Annotated in this window: 17 protein-coding genes; 11 read left to right on the top strand and 6 right to left on the bottom strand. The window is 68.1% G+C overall.

All coding sequences use genetic code 11. The features are described from left to right. Positions 1 to 46 precede the first annotated feature (46 nt). Entirely contained in the window at positions 47 to 901 is an 855-nt protein-coding gene (locus Ga0609869_RS03310) for a LysR family transcriptional regulator (protein WP_125407815.1), read from the top strand. Here the strand turns inward: Ga0609869_RS03310 and Ga0609869_RS03305 are convergent. Beyond that, positions 886 to 1,782, bottom strand: a complete 897-nt coding sequence (locus Ga0609869_RS03305; RefSeq protein ID WP_438826860.1) for an NADPH:quinone oxidoreductase family protein — start codon at positions 1,780 to 1,782, stop codon at positions 886 to 888. The two genes, Ga0609869_RS03310 and Ga0609869_RS03305, sit on opposite strands and share 16 nt — an antisense overlap. Positions 1,783 to 2,179: 397 nt before the next feature. Here Ga0609869_RS03305 and Ga0609869_RS03300 point away from each other — a divergent pair, with 397 nt between their 5' ends. The 3 genes from Ga0609869_RS03300 to Ga0609869_RS03290 all read left to right on the top strand — a co-directional run bounded on the left by Ga0609869_RS03300 (position 2,180) and on the right by Ga0609869_RS03290 (position 4,763). Continuing rightward, complete coding sequence (locus tag Ga0609869_RS03300; protein ID WP_125407819.1) at positions 2,180 to 2,545, top strand: helix-turn-helix domain-containing protein; 366 nt, start codon at positions 2,180 to 2,182, stop codon at positions 2,543 to 2,545. Between the two features lie 79 nt (positions 2,546 to 2,624). Next, entirely contained in the window at positions 2,625 to 3,416 is a 792-nt protein-coding gene (hisN, locus tag Ga0609869_RS03295) for a histidinol-phosphatase (protein ID WP_125407821.1), read from the top strand. Positions 3,417 to 3,419: 3 nt separating this feature from the next. Continuing rightward, positions 3,420 to 4,763, top strand: a complete 1,344-nt coding sequence (locus tag Ga0609869_RS03290; protein WP_125407823.1) for an 8-oxoguanine deaminase — start codon at positions 3,420 to 3,422, stop codon at positions 4,761 to 4,763. 193 nt (positions 4,764 to 4,956) lie between these two features. On the opposite strand, the gene guaD is transcribed toward Ga0609869_RS03290, so the two are convergent. After that, positions 4,957 to 6,252 carry a guanine deaminase gene (gene guaD / locus Ga0609869_RS03285; protein WP_125407825.1) on the bottom strand — a complete coding sequence of 432 codons (1,296 nt, stop codon included), beginning with the start codon at positions 6,250 to 6,252 and terminating at the stop codon, positions 4,957 to 4,959. Between the two features lie 126 nt (positions 6,253 to 6,378). Here guaD and mgtE point away from each other — a divergent pair, with 126 nt between their 5' ends. The 4 genes from mgtE to Ga0609869_RS03265 all read left to right on the top strand — a co-directional run bounded on the left by mgtE (position 6,379) and on the right by Ga0609869_RS03265 (position 11,147). Further along, a complete protein-coding gene (gene mgtE / locus Ga0609869_RS03280) occupies positions 6,379 to 7,764 on the top strand; it encodes a magnesium transporter (RefSeq protein WP_125408231.1) in 1,386 nt (461 codons plus the stop codon). Between the two features lie 9 nt (positions 7,765 to 7,773). Next, on the top strand, positions 7,774 to 8,364 hold the full coding sequence (locus Ga0609869_RS03275; RefSeq protein ID WP_125407827.1) for a 5-formyltetrahydrofolate cyclo-ligase: 591 nt from the start codon (positions 7,774 to 7,776) through the stop codon (positions 8,362 to 8,364). 46 nt (positions 8,365 to 8,410) lie between these two features. Beyond that, entirely contained in the window at positions 8,411 to 9,223 is an 813-nt protein-coding gene (locus tag Ga0609869_RS03270) for a TIGR00282 family metallophosphoesterase (protein ID WP_125407829.1), read from the top strand. Between the two features lie 145 nt (positions 9,224 to 9,368). Then, complete coding sequence (locus tag Ga0609869_RS03265) at positions 9,369 to 11,147, top strand: SLC13 family permease (protein WP_369022834.1); 1,779 nt, start codon at positions 9,369 to 9,371, stop codon at positions 11,145 to 11,147. A gap of 133 nt (positions 11,148 to 11,280) precedes the next feature. Here Ga0609869_RS03265 and Ga0609869_RS03260 read toward each other — a convergent pair whose 3' ends face one another. Next, positions 11,281 to 13,059, bottom strand: coding sequence for an SLC13 family permease (locus Ga0609869_RS03260; RefSeq protein WP_125407833.1), 1,779 nt, complete (start codon positions 13,057 to 13,059; stop codon positions 11,281 to 11,283). A 130-nt stretch (positions 13,060 to 13,189) separates the two neighbouring features. Here Ga0609869_RS03260 and Ga0609869_RS03255 point away from each other — a divergent pair, with 130 nt between their 5' ends. Next, positions 13,190 to 13,930 carry a YebC/PmpR family DNA-binding transcriptional regulator gene (locus Ga0609869_RS03255; RefSeq protein ID WP_125407835.1) on the top strand — a complete coding sequence of 247 codons (741 nt, stop codon included), beginning with the start codon at positions 13,190 to 13,192 and terminating at the stop codon, positions 13,928 to 13,930. A 157-nt stretch (positions 13,931 to 14,087) separates the two neighbouring features. After that, the gene (locus Ga0609869_RS03250) at positions 14,088 to 15,320 is read left to right on the top strand and encodes a HAMP domain-containing protein (RefSeq protein ID WP_125407837.1); all 1,233 of its coding nucleotides are present in this window, start codon (positions 14,088 to 14,090) and stop codon (positions 15,318 to 15,320) included. 86 nt (positions 15,321 to 15,406) lie between these two features. Here Ga0609869_RS03250 and Ga0609869_RS03245 read toward each other — a convergent pair whose 3' ends face one another. Continuing rightward, positions 15,407 to 15,748 carry a DUF8846 family protein gene (locus Ga0609869_RS03245; RefSeq protein WP_125407839.1) on the bottom strand — a complete coding sequence of 114 codons (342 nt, stop codon included), beginning with the start codon at positions 15,746 to 15,748 and terminating at the stop codon, positions 15,407 to 15,409. Beyond that, positions 15,741 to 16,568 carry a 2,3,4,5-tetrahydropyridine-2,6-dicarboxylate N-succinyltransferase gene (gene dapD, locus Ga0609869_RS03240; protein WP_125407841.1) on the bottom strand — a complete coding sequence of 276 codons (828 nt, stop codon included), beginning with the start codon at positions 16,566 to 16,568 and terminating at the stop codon, positions 15,741 to 15,743. Before dapD ends, Ga0609869_RS03245 begins: the two co-directional genes overlap by 8 nt. Positions 16,569 to 16,659: 91 nt before the next feature. Here dapD and Ga0609869_RS03235 point away from each other — a divergent pair, with 91 nt between their 5' ends. Then, positions 16,660 to 17,478: an LOG family protein gene (locus tag Ga0609869_RS03235; RefSeq protein ID WP_125407843.1), complete on the top strand. Its 819-nt coding sequence runs from the start codon at positions 16,660 to 16,662 to the stop codon at positions 17,476 to 17,478. 88 nt (positions 17,479 to 17,566) lie between these two features. Here the strand turns inward: Ga0609869_RS03235 and Ga0609869_RS03230 are convergent, their stop codons facing one another. Further along, positions 17,567 to 18,118 (bottom strand): DUF6647 family protein, encoded by a 552-nt coding sequence (locus tag Ga0609869_RS03230; protein WP_125407845.1) that lies wholly within the window; start codon positions 18,116 to 18,118, stop codon positions 17,567 to 17,569. Between the last annotated feature and the right edge of the window lie 27 nt (positions 18,119 to 18,145).

Below are 18,145 nucleotides of genomic sequence, written 5' to 3'. Positions count from 1 at the left end.
ATTTTTCAAACGAATGCTTTTGATGGAATGAATCAGGGTTTGTGATATGACGCGCAATCTCGACCTGACCGCGCTGCGCTCGTTCGTGGCGGTGTCAGAGGCGGGCGGGGTGACCCGCGCCGCGGGCTTTCTCAACCTCACGCAATCGGCGGTGTCGATGCAGGTCAAGCGGCTGGAAGAGGCGCTGGACCAGACGCTTCTGGACCGCTCGGCGCGCACGGTCTCGCTGACCGCGGCGGGCGAGCAGCTGTTGGGCTATGCCAAGCGGATGCTGGCGCTCAACGACGAGGTCTATGCCCGGATGACCGCCAAGGAATACGAGGGAGAGATCGTGCTCGGCGTGCCGCACGATATCGTCTACCCGGCGATTCCGCAGGTGCTGAACCGGTTCAACACGGAATATCCGCGGGTCAAGGTGCAGCTTATGTCGTCTTACACCACGCGGCTGCGCACCCTGTTTGCCCGCGGAAAGGTCGATATCATCCTGACCACCGAGGACCGCTGCGGCCCCGGCGGCGAGACATTGACCGAGCTGCCGCTGGTCTGGGTCGGCGCCATTGGCGGCAGCTCGTGGAAGCAGCGCCCGCTGAAGCTGGCCTACGAACATGCCTGCATCTTTCGCAAGGGCGTGCAGGCGGCGCTCGATGCAGAGGGGATTGCCTGGGAAATGGCGGTTGAAAGCGAATCGATCCGCACGGTCGAGGCCAGCGTCAGCGCCGATCTGGCGGTGCATACGGTGATCGAGGGCGCGCTGCCGCCCTATGTCGAGCGTATCCAGCACGGCGGCGCCCTGCCGGAGCTGACCAGCACGCAGATCAACCTCTATGTCTCGGACGTGGCGCAGGCGCCCGCGCTCGACGAGTTGGCCGCGTTGATCCGGCGGGCCTATGCCCTGGGCTGATCGCCCATCGTCACCACCACCTTGCCCGTGGATTTCCGCGTCTTGAGCAGATCCAGCGCATCGGCCGCCCGGTCGAGCGGCAGGCAGTGGCTGATATGCGGCCGCAGCTTGCCCGCTTCATACCATGAGAAAAGCCGCGCCAGGCTTTCGGTCAGCACCTCGGGGCGCAAGCTCAGGTAGCCGCCCCAATAGAGCCCCAGAACCGAAAGGTTCTTGACCAGCAGGTGGTTGGCCGGAATCTGCGGCACCTCGCCGGAGGCAAAGCCGATGACCACGATCCGCCCGCCGGGCCGGCAGGCGCGCATGGCAGCGGTGAACTGGTCGCCGCCCACCGGGTCGTAGACCACGTCGGCGCCGCCCAGCGCCTTGACCGCCGCGCGCAGGTCGTCGTCATCGCTGTCGATCAGGTGGTCCGCGCCGGCCGCGGCGGCGACCTTGAGCTTTTCGGGGCCGCGGGCGCAGGCGATCACCCGCGCGCCCATCAGCTTGCCGATCTCGACGGCGGTCATCCCGACGCCGCCAGCCGCGCCCAGAACCAGCAGGGTCTCTCCGGGGCCAAGCCGCGCCTTGTGGTTGAGCGCCACGTCAGAGGTGCCGTAGGCCACCTGGAAGGCGGCGGCGTCGGCAAAGGGCATCGTGTCAGGCAGGGTCACGCAGCGCGCCGCGGGAAACACGCCGTATTCGGCCAGCCCCCCGGACCCGGCGAAAACCGCCACCCGCCTTCCGATCAATGCAGGGTCGGCGCCGGGTCCCGCGGCCTCGACGGTGCCGGCCAGTTCCATGCCCGGGGTAAGCGGTAGCGGCGGGCGTTCCTGGTAGCGCCCCGCGATCATCAGCAGATCGGCAAAATTCAGACCGCAGGCCGCGATACGCACCAGCACCTCGTCGCGGCCGGGGTCCGGGCGATCCGTTTCTTCGAGCTTGGGTATTTCGCCTATTGCGTGTATCCTGTAGTTTAGCACGCGTGTATCCCTCGTTTACCGGTTTGCGTGACCGTAGCGGGGTGGTGGGAGGTTGGCCAGACTGCCGCTTTTTGCAAAATGCAAAAATCCCGGCAGCGAGGTGCATTTTGCAAACCAAAATGAAAAGTATTCGCAATAATCAACCTTAGGATAATGCGAAGATGAAAGATATTCTGCCTATAAGGGAAATTCGGCCCCAGAGTTCTAAAAATTCTTACGTGATTTCAGGTATATGCAAAGTAATCGGAATTTCGTTGCGAGACCGGGCCATGTTGGCACGATTCTTGCATCATTTGGGGTAAAGAGGAGTACATCCATGAAACACCCCGTCGACGTGCATGTGGGAAAACGGATCCGGCACCGCCGTTGGATGGTGGGCATGACCCAGCAGCAACTGGCCGAGCATGTCGGAATCAAGTTCCAGCAGATTCAGAAATACGAAACCGGGATGAACCGCGTCAGTGCGTCGCGCCTGTGGGACATCGCTGACGCTCTGGAAGTGCCGGTGAGTTTCTTCTTCGAGGGGATCGACCAGCGCAAGCAGGAACACACCACCGGAATGCCCGAGGACATCCTCACCGACAAGGAGGCGCTGGAACTGGTGCGCTCGTACTACGCCATCCCCGAGAACCAGCGCCGGCGCCTGTTCGAACTGGCCCGCGTGCTGAGCGACGCCGCCTGAGCTTGACCCCGCGTCCCGGCGGCGCTAGCGCCATGGCGCGGCCCGTTGAGGGGGCCGCGTGCCGCAACCGGGGACGGGGATGCCACCTGAAGACCGCGACAGCCTGATTGCCACCGCCCATGCGCTGGCAGACGCCGCGCGCGCGGCAACGCTTCCCCATTTCCGCGACTCCGCGCTGTCGGTCGACAGCAAGGGGCAGGGAGATTTCGACCCGGTGACCGAGGCCGACCGCGGCGCCGAGGCGGCGATGCGGGCGGTGCTGGCCGAGCGTCGGCCCGAGGACGGTATCCTCGGTGAAGAGCTGGGGCAGTGCGACGGGCAAAGCGGCCTGACCTGGGTGCTGGACCCGATCGACGGCACCCGCGGCTTTCTGGCCGGCACGCCGACCTGGGGCGTGCTGGTGGCCGTCTCCGATGCAAACGGGCCGGTCTACGGCATCATCGACCAGCCCTATATCGGCGAACGTTTCTGCGGCGGGCTGGGCGAGGCGCATCTCGACGGTCCGCACGGGCGACGGGCGCTGCGGTCCCGCGCGGCACGGCCGCTGGACGAGGCGATCCTCTTCACAACCTTCCCCGAGGTCGGCACTGCCGATGAGGAACGGGCCTTCCGGCGCTTGTCGGGCAAGGCGCGCCTGACCCGGTACGGGATGGATTGCTACGCCTACGCGCTGGTGGCGCTGGGGCAGGTGGACCTGGTGGTCGAGGCCGGGCTGCACCCCTACGACATTCACGCGCCCATCGCGGTGATCGAGGCCGCGGGCGGCCTCGTCACCGACTGGCAGGGCCGGCCGGTCCATGGCGGCGGACAGGTGATCGCGGCGGCGAATGCGCAGGTACACGCCGCCGCGCTGGCGCTGCTGGCGGGCTGAGCCATGGCGCACTGGCTGATCCGCGGGGCCGATCTGATCGTCACCATGGATGACGACCGGCGGGAGCTCGCGGGCGCGGATATCCGGCTCAGGGGCGGGGTGGTCGCCGAGATCGGCGACGGGCTGTCCCCCGGCGGCGCCGAAATCGTCGAGGCCCGTGGCTGCCTGGTGACGCCGGGGCTGGTGAACACCCACCACCACCTCTACCAGTCGCTCACCCGCGCGGTGCCCGGCGCGCAGGATGCGCTGCTCTTTGGCTGGCTGAAAACGCTTTACCCGATCTGGGCGCGGTTCGGCCCCGAAGAGATGCACCTCTCGGCGCTGACGGGGCTGGCGGAGCTGGCGCTTTCGGGCTGCACGCTGACCTCGGACCACCTTTATATCTACCCGAACGGCGCGCGGCTGGACGACACCATCGCCGCCGCGGCCGAGATCGGGCTGCGCTTTCACCCCACCCGCGGCGCGATGAGCATCGGCGAAAGCGCGGGCGGGCTGCCGCCGGATACGCTGGTCGAGCGCGAGGCCGATATCCTGAAGGACGCCATCCGCCTCGTCGACGCGTTCCACGACCCCGCCGAAGGGGCGATGGTGCGGGTCGGCGTCGCGCCCTGTTCGCCGTTTTCGGTCAGCCGCGATCTGATGCGCGACGCCGCGCTGCTGGCCTGTGACAAGGGGGTGATGCTGCACACCCACCTGGCCGAGAACGACGAGGACATCGCCTATTCCGAGGCGCATTTCGGCTGCCGTCCCGGGCAATACGCCGAGGATCTCGGCTGGACCGGGCCGGACGTCTGGCACGCCCATTGCGTCAAGCTGGATGCCGCCGAGATCGGGCTTTTTTCGCGCACCGGCACGGGTGTCGCGCATTGCCCCTGCTCGAACTGCCGGCTGGGCTCTGGCATCGCGCCGGTGCGCGCGATGCGCGATGCCGGGGTGCGGGTGGGGCTGGGCGTGGACGGGTCGGCCAGCAACGACGCGGGCAACCTGATCGCCGAGGCCCGGCAGGCGCTGCTGCTTCAACGCGTTGCGCGGGGGGCCGACGCGATGAGCGCGCGCGAGGCGCTGGAGATCGCCACCCGTGGCGGGGCCGACGTGCTGGGCCGGCCCGATTGCGGGCGGCTGGCGGTCGGCAAGCGCGCGGATCTGGCGCTTTGGGACATGTCCGGCATCGAGGCCGCGGGCAGCTGGGACAGGGCCGCGATCCTGCTGGCCGGGCCCGGACGGGTGCGCGACCTGTTCGTAGACGGGCGGCAGGTGGTGCGCGGCGGGCATCTGGCGACACTGGATCTGCCCCGTGTGATCGAGGCGCAGACACGGCTGGCCCGGCGGTTGGCGGAGGGGCACTGAACAAAGAAGGGCTTGGCCACCCTAAAGCGCGCCGTTCCCGCGTCGGTGCACCATCCCACGGGGCGGTCGCTGACCCGGCTTTCGTTCCGCTCTTGATCCTTGTTGATCGACTGCGCAGTTCATCAACAAGGGCCTGCGGAACGCCCCAGGGTGTTTCCCGGCAAGGCACCCGAACGCTTCCGGCTCCGGCGTTTTACGCTGCGCCCTGCCGCACCCCGTTCACCCAGACCCCCGCGATCGCCCGGTCGTCGCCCATCATGATCGTCGGGAACAGCGCCTCCCAGATGTCGCCGGCCCGCGCGGCGCGCTGGGCGATGGCCGGTGTCGAGGCGAGGTCGAGTGCGATCAGGTCGGCCTCCAGCCCCTTGGCCAGATTGCCGATCTGCCGCTCCATCCGCAGCGCGCGGGCCGCGCCCACGGTGGCCAGCCAGTAAAGCTGCGCCGGGTGGGGGGCGAAGCCGCGCAGCTGGGCGATCTCGTAGGCCGCCGCCATGGTGCGCAGCATGGAAAAGGACGAGCCACCGCCGGTATCGGTGGCCAGCCCAACCCGCTGGCCCTCGGCGATCAGCCCTTCCAGGTCGAACAGGCCCGACCCGATAAAGCTGTTCGAGGTCGGGCAATGGGCGATGGCCGCGCCGCTCTCTTTCAGCCTAAGCCGTTCGCGCCCGGCCAGGTGGATCGCGTGACCGAACACCGCGCCGGGGCCCAGGAGGCCCGCGCGCTCGTAGGTGTCGAGGTAGTCGCGCGCCTCGGGGTAGAGGTCGTGCACCCATTCGACCTCGTCCTCCTGCTCGCTCAGGTGGGTCTGCACCAGGCAGGTGGGGTGCTCGGCCCAGAGCGCGCCCAGCGCGTCGAGCTGTTCCGGCGTCGAGGTGGGCGCAAACCGCGGCGAGATGGCATAGACCGCGCGGCCCCGCCCGTGCCACCGCGCGATCAGCGCGGCGCTTTCGTCATGGGCGCGCTGCGCGGTGTCACAGAGTGCCTCGGGCGCGTTGCGGTCCATGCAGGTCTTGCCGCCTGCAACGCGCATGCCGCGCGCCACGGCGGCCTCGAAGAAGGCATCGACGCTTTCGGGGTGGCTGGTGCAAAAGCTGGCCACCGTGGTGGTGCCATGGCCGATCAGCAGATCCAGGTACCGCCCGGCCGCCCCGGCCGCATAAGCGGCGTCGCCGAAGCGGGCCTCTTCGGGGAAGGTATAGCCGTTCAGCCAGTCGATCAGCCGCTTGCCCCAGCTCGCGATGATGCCGGTCTGGGGGTAATGCGCGTGGGCGTCGATGAAGCCTGCCGTCAACAGCGCTTCGCCCATCTCGGTGACCCGCGCCGCCGGGTGCGCGGCGCGCAACGCGTCGGCCGGGCCGGTCGCGGCGATGCGCCCGCCCTCGACCAGCACCGCGCCGCGGCGCTCGTACCTGGCCGCGGCGGGCCCCTTTGTGAAAGGGTCGCCGGCAAAGGCCAGTGTCTGCCCGAGGATCAGTTCTGCCGCGCCCATGTCCTGCCCCTGTAGCTGCCGCCGGTCGAGCCTAGGTGGCGCATTGCGCAAGGTAAATCGCGCATGGGCCTGTCGCTCTATTTTACCATTCGCTATGGTGCGCTCGATGCCGGCGCGAGGGGAGCGATGAGCGAAGAGGGCACCGAGACGCTCGAACGCGAGGACGAGGGATATGCCCTCGACGCCCGCACCGTTGCGGCCATCCGCCTGGCGGTCGCTGCGGGCGACAGCGCGCGGCTGGGCGAGCTGCTGGAGCCGCTGCACCCCGCCGACGTCGCCGACCTTCTGGAACAGGTCGATAGTGCCCATCGCCGCGAAATCCTGCTGTTGGGCGCCAGTTTTCTGACCGGCGACATTTTGTCGGAAATCGACGAGAGCATCCGAGAGGAGGTCATCGAGTTCCTGCCCCAGGACGTGCTGGCCGACGCCGTGCGCGACCTGGAATCGGACGACGTGGTCGACCTGCTGGAAGACCTCGATCCGCCGCAGCAGGAATTCATCCTCGACGCGCTGGAAGATGCCGACCGCGTCGCCGTCGAACGCGCGCTGAGCTATCCCGAGTTCTCGGCCGGCCGCCTGATGCAGCGCGAGGTCGTGATGGCGCCCGAGCACTGGACGGTGGGCGAGACCATCGACCACTTGCGCGCCAACAAGAAGACGCTGCCCGACCAGTTCTACCACGTGATCGTGGTCGATCCGCGGCTCCGGCCTGTGGCCTATGTCACCCTTGGCAAGATCCTGTCGACCAAGCGGTCGGTCAAGCTGGCCAGGATCCAGGAGGACAGCTTCCGCACCATTCCCGTGGACCAGGCCGAATCCGAGGTCGCCTACGCGTTCAACCAGTACCACCTGATCTCTGCCCCGGTGGTTGACGACGACGGCCGGCTGGTGGGTGTGATCACGATCGACGACGCCATGACCGTGCTGGACGAAGAGCACGAAGAGGACATCCTGCGTCTGGCCGGCGTCGGCGAGGGCAGCCTCTCGGACCGCGTGGTCGAGACCACGCGCCAGCGGTTTCCGTGGCTTTTCGTCAATCTGATCACGGCGATCATCGCGTCTGTCGTCATCGCCCAGTTCGAAGCGGCGATCACGCAGGTCGTGGCGCTGGCGGTGCTGATGCCGATCATCGCCTCGATGGGGGGCAATGCGGGCACCCAGTCGCTGACAGTGGCGGTGCGGGCGCTGGCGACGAAAGACCTGACCGGGTCGAACGTCTGGCGCGTTGTCCGCCGCGAGGTGACCGTCGGGCTGATAAACGGCGCAATCTTTGCGCTGGTGATGGGCGCGGTGGGCCTGGTCTGGTTCGGATCGATCGATCTCGGCCTTGTCATCGCGGTGGCGATGGTCCTGAACCTCGCCGTGGCGGCGCTGGCGGGCATCCTGATCCCGGTGACGCTCGACAAGCTGGGGGTGGACCCCGCGCTGGCCTCGGGCACATTCGTGACAACGGTGACCGATGTGGTGGGCTTTTTCGCCTTCCTCGGTCTGGCCAGTGCGGTCCTGCTTTAGGAGACAGCCATGGACGAGCAAACCGCCCTTCGTGACCTGAGCGAACAGAAGGCCGCCATCCGCAAGGTGGTCTGCGCGCGCCGCCGTGAGGCCCATCAACAGAGGCTCGACGCGATGGCCGCGGCGCATCTGCTGGAGATGCTGCGCGCCCATGCCGGCAAGATCCTCGCCGGCTACATGCCGATCCGCAGCGAGACCGACCCGCGCGCGGCGCTGCGCGCGATGGCCGCGCGCGGGCCGGTCGTGGTGCCGGTGATCCAGGGCGACGGGCTGCCGCTGATCTTTCGGCAATGGTCGCCGGGCTGCGAAATGATCGACGGGCCCTTCGGTGCGCTGGTGCCCGCCGAGGGGGATTTCCTTGAGCCGCAGGTGCTGGTGGTGCCGCTGGTGGCCTTTGACCGGCGCGGCAACCGTCTGGGCTATGGCGGCGGCTTTTACGACCGGACGCTTGCCGCGTTGCGGTCACGCAAGCCGGTCAAGGCCATCGGCTTTGCCTATGCCGCGCAGGAGGAAGAGACCCTGCCCGAAGAGCCCACCGACCAGAAGCTCGACCTGATCGTCACCGAAGAGGGCGTGATCGACCCCGCCGCGGGCGCGTGAGGCCGCCCTTGCCCTCGGGCCCGGGCTTGCCTAAGGGCTGGGCCCCATGAAGCTGATGTTCCTCGGAGACGTGATGGGCCGCGCCGGGCGCGCCGCCATCGCCGACACCCTGCCGCGGCTGAAGGCCGAGTGGCGGCTCGATTTCGTCGTGGTCAACGGCGAGAACGCGACCTCGGGTGCGGGGCTGTCGCCCGAGCACGCCAAGGGGTTGCTCGACGCGGGGGCCGATTGCGTGACGCTGGGCGATCATGCCTTCGACCGGAAAGAGATGCTCTCGTTCATCGAGACCGAGCCGCGCATCCTGCGGCCGCTCAATTTCGCCAAGGGTGCGCCGGGGCACGGCGCGCGGCTGTTCAACGCGCCGGGCGGGCGCAAGGTGCTGGTGGCGCAGGTGCTGGGCCAGGTGTTCATGAAGCGGCCCTTCGACGACCCGTTTTCCGCCGTCGAACCGGTGCTGAAGGCCCACCCGCTGGGCGGGCTGGCGCAGGCCGCGGTGATCGACATGCATTGCGAGGCGACGTCGGAAAAGATGGCGATGGGCCACTATTGCGACGGCCGCGCGTCGGTGGTCGTGGGCACCCACACCCACGTGCCCACCGGCGACGCGCAGATCCTGCCCGGCGGCACCGGGTACCTGTCCGATGCGGGCATGTGCGGCGACTACAACTCGATCATCGGCATGGACAAGGCCGAGCCGATGCGCCGCTTCATCACCGGCATGGCCAAGGGCCGCTTTACCCCCGCAGAGGGCGAGGCCACGCTTTCGGGCCTTTATGTCGAAACCGACGACCGCACCGGGCGCGCCACCCGCGTGGCGATGGTGCGCCAGGGCGGCCGGCTGGAGCAGGCCGGGCCGTGACGCCGCCGCGTCTGATGCTCTTTGCGCTGCTGGCGGCCGCCCGGCTGACGGGGCTTGCGCCGGTGCATCCGCGACATCAATCGACGCTTGTGCCGGCGGACGTCGCCGCTAAAGTGGCCGGCGGACCGGGAAACAGGCCACATTCATGATCGCTCTGTCCTTGCCGCCGACCGCCGCCGCCCTTGTCGCGCTGACCGTGGTCATTGTGATGTTCGTGCTGTTCATAAAGGAAATTTACCCGACCGAGGTGATCGCCATCGCCGGTGCGGTGCTGATGCTCGTGCTGGGCATCCTGCCCTATGACGTGGCGCTGGGCGTTTTGTCGAACCCCGCGCCCTGGACCATCGCGGCGATGTTTCTGGTGATGGGCGCATTGGTGCGGACCGGCGCGCTCGACTGGTTTACCTCGGCGGCCGAGCGCAACGTGCGCCGCAAGCCGCGCCGGTCCATCGTGTCGATGTTCGCCTTCGTCGTAGGTGCCTCGGCGGTGGTGTCGAACACGCCGGTCGTGGTGGTGATGATCCCGGTCTTCGTGCAGCTTGCGCGGGTGATGGATATCTCGGCATCCAAGCTTTTGATCCCGCTGTCCTATGCGGCGATCATGGGGGGAACCCTGACGCTGATCGGCACCTCGACCAACCTTTTGGTCGATGGCGTGGCACGGGCCCACGGCATGACGCCGTTCTCCATCTTCGAGGTCACGCCGCTGGCCGCGATCCTGATCGCCTGGGGCATGGTCTATCTGCGTTTCGTCGCGCCGCGGCTGCTGCCCGACCGCGACAGCATGGCGAACCTCTTGTCCGACAAGTCGAAGATGAAGTTCTTCACCGAGGCGGTGATCCCCCCCGACAGCAACCTGATCGGGCGCGAGGTCACCGGCGTGCAACTCTTCAAGCGCGAGGGCGTGCGGCTGATCGACGTGATCCGCGGCGATGAATCGCTCAGGCGCAACCTAAAGGGGGTCGAACTGCAGGTGGGCGATCGGGTGATCCTGCGTACCGCGGTGACCGAGCTTTTGTCGCTGCAGCGCAACAAGAGCCTGCGCCGGGTCGACCAGCTGTCGGCGGTGGAAACCTCGACGGTGGAGGTGCTGATCTCGCCCGGATGCCGGATGATCGGCCGCTCGCTGGGCTCGATGCGGCTGAGGCGGCGCTACGGCGTTTATGTGCTGGGGGTGCACCGCCGCAACCAGAATATCGGCCGTCAGATCGACGAACTGGTGGTGCGCGTGGGCGACACGCTGCTTCTGGAGGGGGCGGCCCCGGACATCAAGCGGCTGGCCGACGACATGGGGCTGGTCGACATCTCGCACCCCTCGGGCCGGGCCTACCGGCGGACCAAGGCGCCGGTGGCCATCGGCGCGCTTTTCGGCATCGTGGGGCTGGCCGCGCTGGGCGTGGCGCCGATCCTGCTGCTGGCGCTAGCGGCGGTGGCCGTGGTGCTGCTGGCCCGCTGCATCGACGCGGAAGAGGCGTTTTCCTTCGTCGACGGGCGGCTTTTGGCGCTGATCTTCTCGATGCTGGCGGTGGGCGCCGCGCTGGAGGCCTCGGGCGCGGTCCGCCTGCTGGTCGACGCGGTGTCGCCCGCGCTGATGAACCTGCCGCCGTTCATGATCGTCTGGGCGATCTACCTCTTGACCTCGGTGCTGACCGAACTGGTGTCGAACAACGCGGTGGCCGTGGTCGTCACGCCCATCGCCATCGGGCTGGCGGGCGCGCTGGGGGTCGATGCGCGGCCGCTGGTGGTGGCGGTGATGATTGCCGCATCGGCAAGCTTTGCCACGCCCATCGGGTACCAGACCAACATGATGGTCTACGGCCCCGGCGGCTATCGCTTTACCGACTTTCTGCGCGTGGGCATTCCGCTGAACCTCAGCATGGGGCTGTTGTCCTCGGCGCTGATCCCGCTGCTCTGGCCCCTTTAGGCCGCGCGCCGGCCCGGGCGCGGCGCGGATTGTGCCGTCGTGCCATTGGGTATTTGGACCAAGAAGAAGGGCAGGCAGGCGCCCTTGCCCCGATTGCCGGGCGCAAGGAGGCGCGCTGCGCGGCGCGCGCCTGTCACAGCGGCCAGACCACCAGGATCGTCGGGATCGACACGGCAAGGACCAGCAACTCCAGCGGCAGGCCCATGCGCCAGTAATCGCCGAAGCGATAGCCGCCGGGACCGAGGATCAGCGTGTTGTTCTTGTGCCCGATGGGCGTGAGGAACGCGCAGGACGCGGCAACCGCGACGGCCATCAGGAACGGGTCGGGATTGACCCCGAGCCGGTTGGCCATCTCGATGCCCACCGGCGCGGCGACAACGGTGGTGGCGGTGTTGTTGAGCACGTCCGACAGGGTCATCGTCACCGCCATCAGCGCGGCGAGGATCGCCCAGGGCGGCAGGCCCTCGGTCACACCCACCAGCGCGCCGGCGATGAGCGCGGTGCCGCCGGCCTCATGCAGCGCGGTGCCGAGCGGGATCATCGCGCCCAGCAGCACCACGACGGGCCATTCGACGTGGTCGTAGATCTCGGCCAGCGGCAGGATGCGGGACAGGACGTAGCCGACGACCACCACGCCCAGCGCGATGGGCAGGTCGATCATCCCGATGCTGGCGGCCAGCACCGCGCCCGCGAAGACCGCGATGGCAAGCCATGTCTTGCGGTGGTTGGTGACGGCAAGCCCGCGGTCGGCCAGCGTCAGCCCGCCCAGCCAGTCGGCCACGTCCTGGGACGTGTCCTGCGGCGCGAGCAGCAGCAGGATGTCGCCCGGCCGCACGGTGGTCTTGCGGATCTGGCTGCGGATCGGCCGGCCCTGACGCGAGATGCCCAAGAGGACGGTTCCGCGCCGCCAGGCGAGCCCGACCGAGCGCGCGCTCTTGCCGGCGATGCGCGCACCCTCGGGCACGACGATTTCGACGAGGTTAAGCCCGGCGCCCGCGGCGCTCAGCGCCTCTTGCCGCGGGCTTTCGGCAAAATCGAGCCCCAGCGAGGTGCGCAGCGCGTCGAGCGCCGCAGGCGTGGCATCGAGCACCAGCGCGTCGCCGGCGGCGAGGGCGGTGGCGCGCTGGGTGCCGTAGCGGCGCCTGCCGTCGCGCACCAGCCCGAGGATGGCGACGTCGTTCTCCTCGGCCTGGGGCCACAGATCGCCCAGCCGCTGCCCGATGAGCGGCGATTCTTCGGGCACCGTCAGTTCGGCGATATAGGGCGAGAAGGCGGCGAGCGTGCCGTCCGTGGCAGACGCGTCGGGCCGCGGGATAAGCCGCCAGCCGATCAGCGCGACGAAAGCGAGCCCGGCAAGCGCGGTCACCGCGCCCACCGGGGCGAAATCGAACATTCTGAACGGCTCTCCCAGGCTGTCGGCGCGGATCGTGGCGATGATGATGTTGGGGGGCGTGCCGATCAGCGTGGCCATGCCGCCGAGGATCGTGGCAAACGACAGCGCCATGAGGCTGAGGCCCGGCGCCCGGCCCGCCTTGCGCGCGGTGGCGATGTCGACGGGCATCAGGAGCGCCAGCGCGGCAACGTTGTTCATGAAGGCCGAGAGCGCCGCGCCGACAGCGCCCATGATCGCGATATGGGCGCCGATGGGCCGCGCACTGTCGATCATCGTGCGGGTGATCAACTGCACCGCGCCCGACCGCACGAGGCCCGCCGAGACGATCAGCACCAGCGCCACGACCATCGTGGCCGGGTGGCCGAACCCGGCGAAGGCCTCGTCTGTCGGCACGACGCCGGCGAGCACCGCGACCAGCAGCGCGCAGAACGCCACCAGGTCGTAGCGCCAGCGCCCCCAGAGCAGACCCGCGAAGACCGCGGCGAAAATTGCAAACAGGATGATCTGGTCCTGGGTCATGGCCGGCCCTCCGCCCCGCCAGCCAAGCCTATCGGGGCCGGCTTTGCAACGGGGGCGCGGGCTTGCGAGGCGGGCCGGGGCTGACATATAGAGACGCAAACTTGCACTCAGACGCCGCAAAGAGGGTTCCATGGCAGGCCATTCCAAATGGGCGAACATCCAGCACCGCAAGAACCGCCAGGACTCGGCGCGCTCCAAACTGTTCTCGAAGCTTTCCAAGGAGATCACCGTCGCCGCCAAGATGGGCGACCCCGACCCCGAGAAAAACCCGCGCCTGCGGCTGGCCGTGAAGGAGGCCAAGTCGAGCTCGGTGCCCAAGGACGTGATCGAGCGCGCCATCAAGAAGGCCACCGGCGGCGAGAGCGAGGATTACGAGGAAATCCGCTATGAGGGCTACGGGCCGGGCGGCGTGGCCGTCATCGTCGAGGCGATGACCGACAATCGCAACCGCACCGCGTCGAACGTGCGGTCGACCTTTACCAAGAGCGGCGGAAACCTGGGCGAGACAGGATCGGTCGGGTTCATGTTCGAGCGCAAGGGCGAGGTGACCTATCCCGCCGAGGTGGGCGATGCCGACACGGTGATGATGGCCGCGATCGAGGCCGGGGCGGAAGATGCGGAAAGCACCGAGGACGGGCACGTCATCATCTGCGCCGATACCGACCTCAACGAGGTGGCCACGGCGCTGGAGGCGGAACTGGGCGAGAGCGAGTCGACCAAGCTGATCTGGAAGCCAACGACCACGACCGAGCTGGACCTCGAAGGGATGCAGAAGCTGATGAAGCTGGTGGACGCGCTCGAAGACGACGACGACGTGCAGCGCGTGACGACAAATTTCGAGGCCACCGACGAGGTCTTGGCCCAACTCTGAGCCGGGGCGAAAAATTCCTGAGGTGAGGTGATTTTGGCCGTGAATGTTCGAATTTTCCCGGACCTTGCCGGGGGCCGCGGCACGCAACCTGCGGCAGCCCTACTTCTTGGGGGGGCGCGCGCTAGGTTGATGCCGGCAGTCGCGGGGAGACGCCGCCATGGCCGAGAGTGACAGCCTGAGCATCGGGCGCTTCGACAAGTCGTTCCTGATCCACATGATCAAGGACTTCTTTCTCGTCTTGCTCGCCGTCACGGTGCTGGAATTCGCCCTCAAGGCCTCGCTCGTCTATTATAATTTCCGGGTCAATGGCGAGGATGACGCGCGTGTCGTGGCCGAGGACCTGGCCGAGAACGTGCGTGCGATCATGCGCAACGAGGGCGGGCCGGTGGCGGCGCGCACGATGTACCCGATCCTCAAGCAGAACTGGGACGAACTGGGGTACAAGGTCGAGATCGCCCCGGCCGACGTGACCGTGCGCTCGATCGAGGCGGGTTTTGGCTTTACCCCCCAGGGGCTGTCGGTCGAGGCCTGGCCCGAGGGGCGGTACAAGGCGGCCGAGGTGCAGGTGGCGGCCGAAAGCTTTTGTCTGAATTGCCACACCGAGGCGCAGGTGGGCGACGTTCTGGGCACGGTCAACGTGCGCAACTACCTGTCGCGCGATTTCGCGCTCTGGTTCGAGGACGTCAAGCTGACCGCGGGTCTGGCGGTGGGCAAGATCGTGCTGCATTCGGTGCTGTTGTTCCTGATCCTGCGGGCCCGGATGGAGCCGCTTTTGGGCCTGCGGTCCACCGTGGGGCGGCTGGCGCGGGCCTATGGCGATCTCAACCACAGGGCCGATGTGCGCACCGCCGACGAGTTCGGGGCGCTGGCCCACGATCTCAACCTCTTTCTCGACCGGATCAACCGGCTGGTCGGAGAGCTCGACCAGGTGCTCAAGAAGGTGGTCGCGGTAAACGACGACATCGTGTCGGTGCAGGGCGCGCTGCGCGGGCGGATCGACCGGGTGGTTTCGGGGGCGCGGCGGCTGGAACGCGACGCGATGCTGGGGGCAAAGCGCGAGCCGTTGCTGTCGCAGGCGTGGTTCGACGCGATCGAGGGCGCGGTGGCGGATCTCGACGCGCGGCTGGAAAAGGCGGGCGACGACCCGCGCGGGGCGGCGCTGGTCGAGGATCTGCGCGCGGTGATCGGCAATGCCGAGGCCCAGATCGCGGCCAGCCAGACGCTGTTCGAGGGGCTTGCGGCCTTTGGCGACGACACGGAAGGGCTGAAGGGCGCGATGGCCGAGATGACCCGGCTGGAAGAGCGGATGAAGACGATCATGGAGACCGGAGACGTGCTGGTGCAGCGTTTGCGGCCCGATCTGGGCCAGGGCGTCGCGCAGGCGGTATGAGGCGCGCCGGGGGCCCTGCCCCCGGACCCCCGGGGTATTTCGACCAAGAAGAAGAGGGGGCGGGGCGGCGTCTGGGCCGGGGCGGTCTAGCCGTCCTGGTCGTCGCCGTAGAATGCCTCGATCTGCGCCACGATAACGGCGTTCTCGGCCAGGGCGCGGGCCATCAGCGCGGACTCTTCGGTACCGATCTCGTGCCCGGCGGCACGGCGTTCGTCGGCGGTGCCGTGGCCGGTGACGTCGAGCGGCGCCAGCCCGGCCTGTTTCAGCACCGCCACGGTTTCGCGCACGGCCTCGGCCTCGTCGACGCCGGAGGCATAGCAGACCAGCCCCGCACCGGTGGCGCCCTCGGGCAGACCGTCATCGGGTTTGCGGCCGACCTGCACGACCAGGGTGTAGACGTGGTGGGGCTTTTTAGGCTTGTCAGTCACGCAAAAGCTCGTTGATGCCGGTTTTCGACCGGGTCTGTTCGTCCACCCGCTTCACGATCACCGCGCAGTAGAGGTTGACGCCGCCCTTCGACGGCATCGAGCCGGATACCACGACCGAATAGGGTGGCACCTCGCCATACATCACCTCGCCGGTCTCGCGGTCGACGATCTTGGTGGACTGGCCGATATAGACGCCCATGCCCAGCACCGAGCCCTCGCGCACGATGCAGCCCTCGACCACCTCGGAGCGCGCGCCGATGAAGCAGTTGTCCTCGATGATGGTGGGGCCGGCCTGCATCGGCTCCAGCACGCCGCCGATGCCCACGCCGCCCGACAGGTGCACGCCCTTGCCGATCTGCGCGCAGGAGCCGACGGTCGCCCAGGTGTCGACCATCGTGCCCTCGTCCACGTAGGCACCGAGGTTCACGAAAGAGGGCATCAAGACCACGCCGGGCGCGATGAAGGCCGATCTGCGCACGATGCAGTTGGGCACGGCGCGGAAGCCCGCCGCCTTCCACTCGTTGTCGCCCCAGCCCTTGAACTTGCTGTCGACCTTGTCCCACCAGTGGCCGCCCTGGGGGCCGCCGTCCTGCTGTTCCATGTCCTTCAGCCGGAACCCCAGCAGGACCGCCTTCTTGGCCCACTGGTTGACGTGCCAGTCGCCACCCTCCTGCCGTTCGGCGACGCGCAGGTCGCCCCGGTCGAGCGCGTTGAGCGTGTCCTCGATGGCCTCGCGGGTCTCGCCGCCGGTCGAGGGCGTGATCGTTTCGCGCGCCTCCCAGGCGGCTTCGATGGCGGCTTCGAGCTGGGCGTTGGACATGGGGGTCTCCCTGAAAACGTGGCTGGCGTCGCTGGGCGTCAGGCTATAGTGGCAGAAGAACCCGCGCGCAATCGCAGGCGAGGCAGAAGCGATGAAAGAAGACAGAAAACACCCTCTGCGCGATGCCCACCAGGACATCGAAACCGCGCGCGAGATCCCCGATACGCCGCAGACGCGCTCGGCCTCCTACCGGCTGGCCTATGCCGACCCGGAATTCCTGTGCCGCGACGAGCTGCGCCCGGTGCGGCTGCAGCTGGAGCTTCTGAAACCCGAACTGGTGATGAGCGAATACGGCGTGGAGTCGACCATCGTGCTGTTCGGCGGCGCGCGCATCCCCGAGCCCGCGAAAAAGCACGAGGCCGGGACCGCGGCGCTGGCCGAACTGACCCGGTACTACGACGAGGCGCGCCGCTTTGCCCGGCTCATGACCGAGAAGAGCCAGGGCCATGAGGGCAGACGGTTCGTCATCGTCACCGGCGGCGGGCCGGGCGTGATGGAGGCCGGCAACCGCGGCGCGGCCGATGCCGGCGGCGTGTCGATCGGGCTGAACATCGTGCTGCCGCACGAGCAGGCCCCGAACGAATACGTCACGCCCGAGCTTTGCTTCAACTTTCATTATTTCGGCATCCGCAAGATGCATTTCCTGCTGCGCGCCGCGGCCATCGCCATCTTTCCCGGCGGCTTCGGCACACTCGACGAGATGTTCGAGGCGCTGACGCTGATCCAGACCAGGCGGATGGAACCGGTGCCCTTCCTTCTGTTCGGCCGGGAGTTCTGGGAGAAGGTGATCAACCTCGAGGCGCTGGCCGAGGTCGGCACCATCGCGCGCGAGGATCTCGACCTCTTCAGCTACGTGGAGACTGCCGAAGAGGCGGTGCGGACCATCGAGGAATGGGTGCCGCGGCGGTAGGCGGTGAAGGGGCCGCCCTTGCTGCGCTGGTGCTTTGGGGCCGGGCCTGCCGGCCGCGTGCATCGGCGCAGCCCCAAGGCCGCGCGCCTCAGGGGTGTATGTCCCGTGGGCAGCGCGACATGAAATAGATCGCCAGCCAGTCGAACCCCGATGCGATGCCGCGTTCGGCGAGCCAGCGGTCCTGCAGCTTGTAGGCCTCCCACTCGGGCGCCTGCAGGCACTCCCAATCGCGGTTGAGCAGCTGCACGTGGTGCACCAGTTCGTGCAGCAGGACAGAGACGTCGCGCGGCGCGTCCGCGTGCCATGGCCGCACGATCAGCACCCGACGTCGGGGCCAGTCGTAGACCGCGCGCAGTTGGTCGTCGACCAGTACCCGGGCGTCTTCGTAATCGACCCACTCGCCTTTGCTGCAAAAGTCGATCTCGGGCGGTCGGGCCAGGCTCTCGGCCACGTCATAGCCGGTGGCCCGGCCGATCCAGACCAGCAACTCCTGGACCAGCGCGCCGGGCACCTCGGGCTCGGCCGCGGGCGCGGGGCAGTCGGCCGGCGGCACCTCGGCGCCCAGCACATGGGCCGCGGCCGGCGAAAGCGCCAGCGCGGCCAGCAGCGCGAGAGGTGTCAGGGCTGAGAGGTGGGGCACATGCGCTCCGTTCGTCGGGCGGGGCGC

It is taken from the genome of Rhodovulum iodosum, from assembly GCF_041020385.1.
In the GTDB taxonomy this organism is placed as follows: Bacteria; Pseudomonadota; Alphaproteobacteria; order Rhodobacterales; family Rhodobacteraceae; genus Rhodovulum; species Rhodovulum iodosum.
The sequence above is the reverse complement of the archived record's forward strand: the minus strand, read 5'-3'. Positions and strand labels throughout refer to the sequence as shown.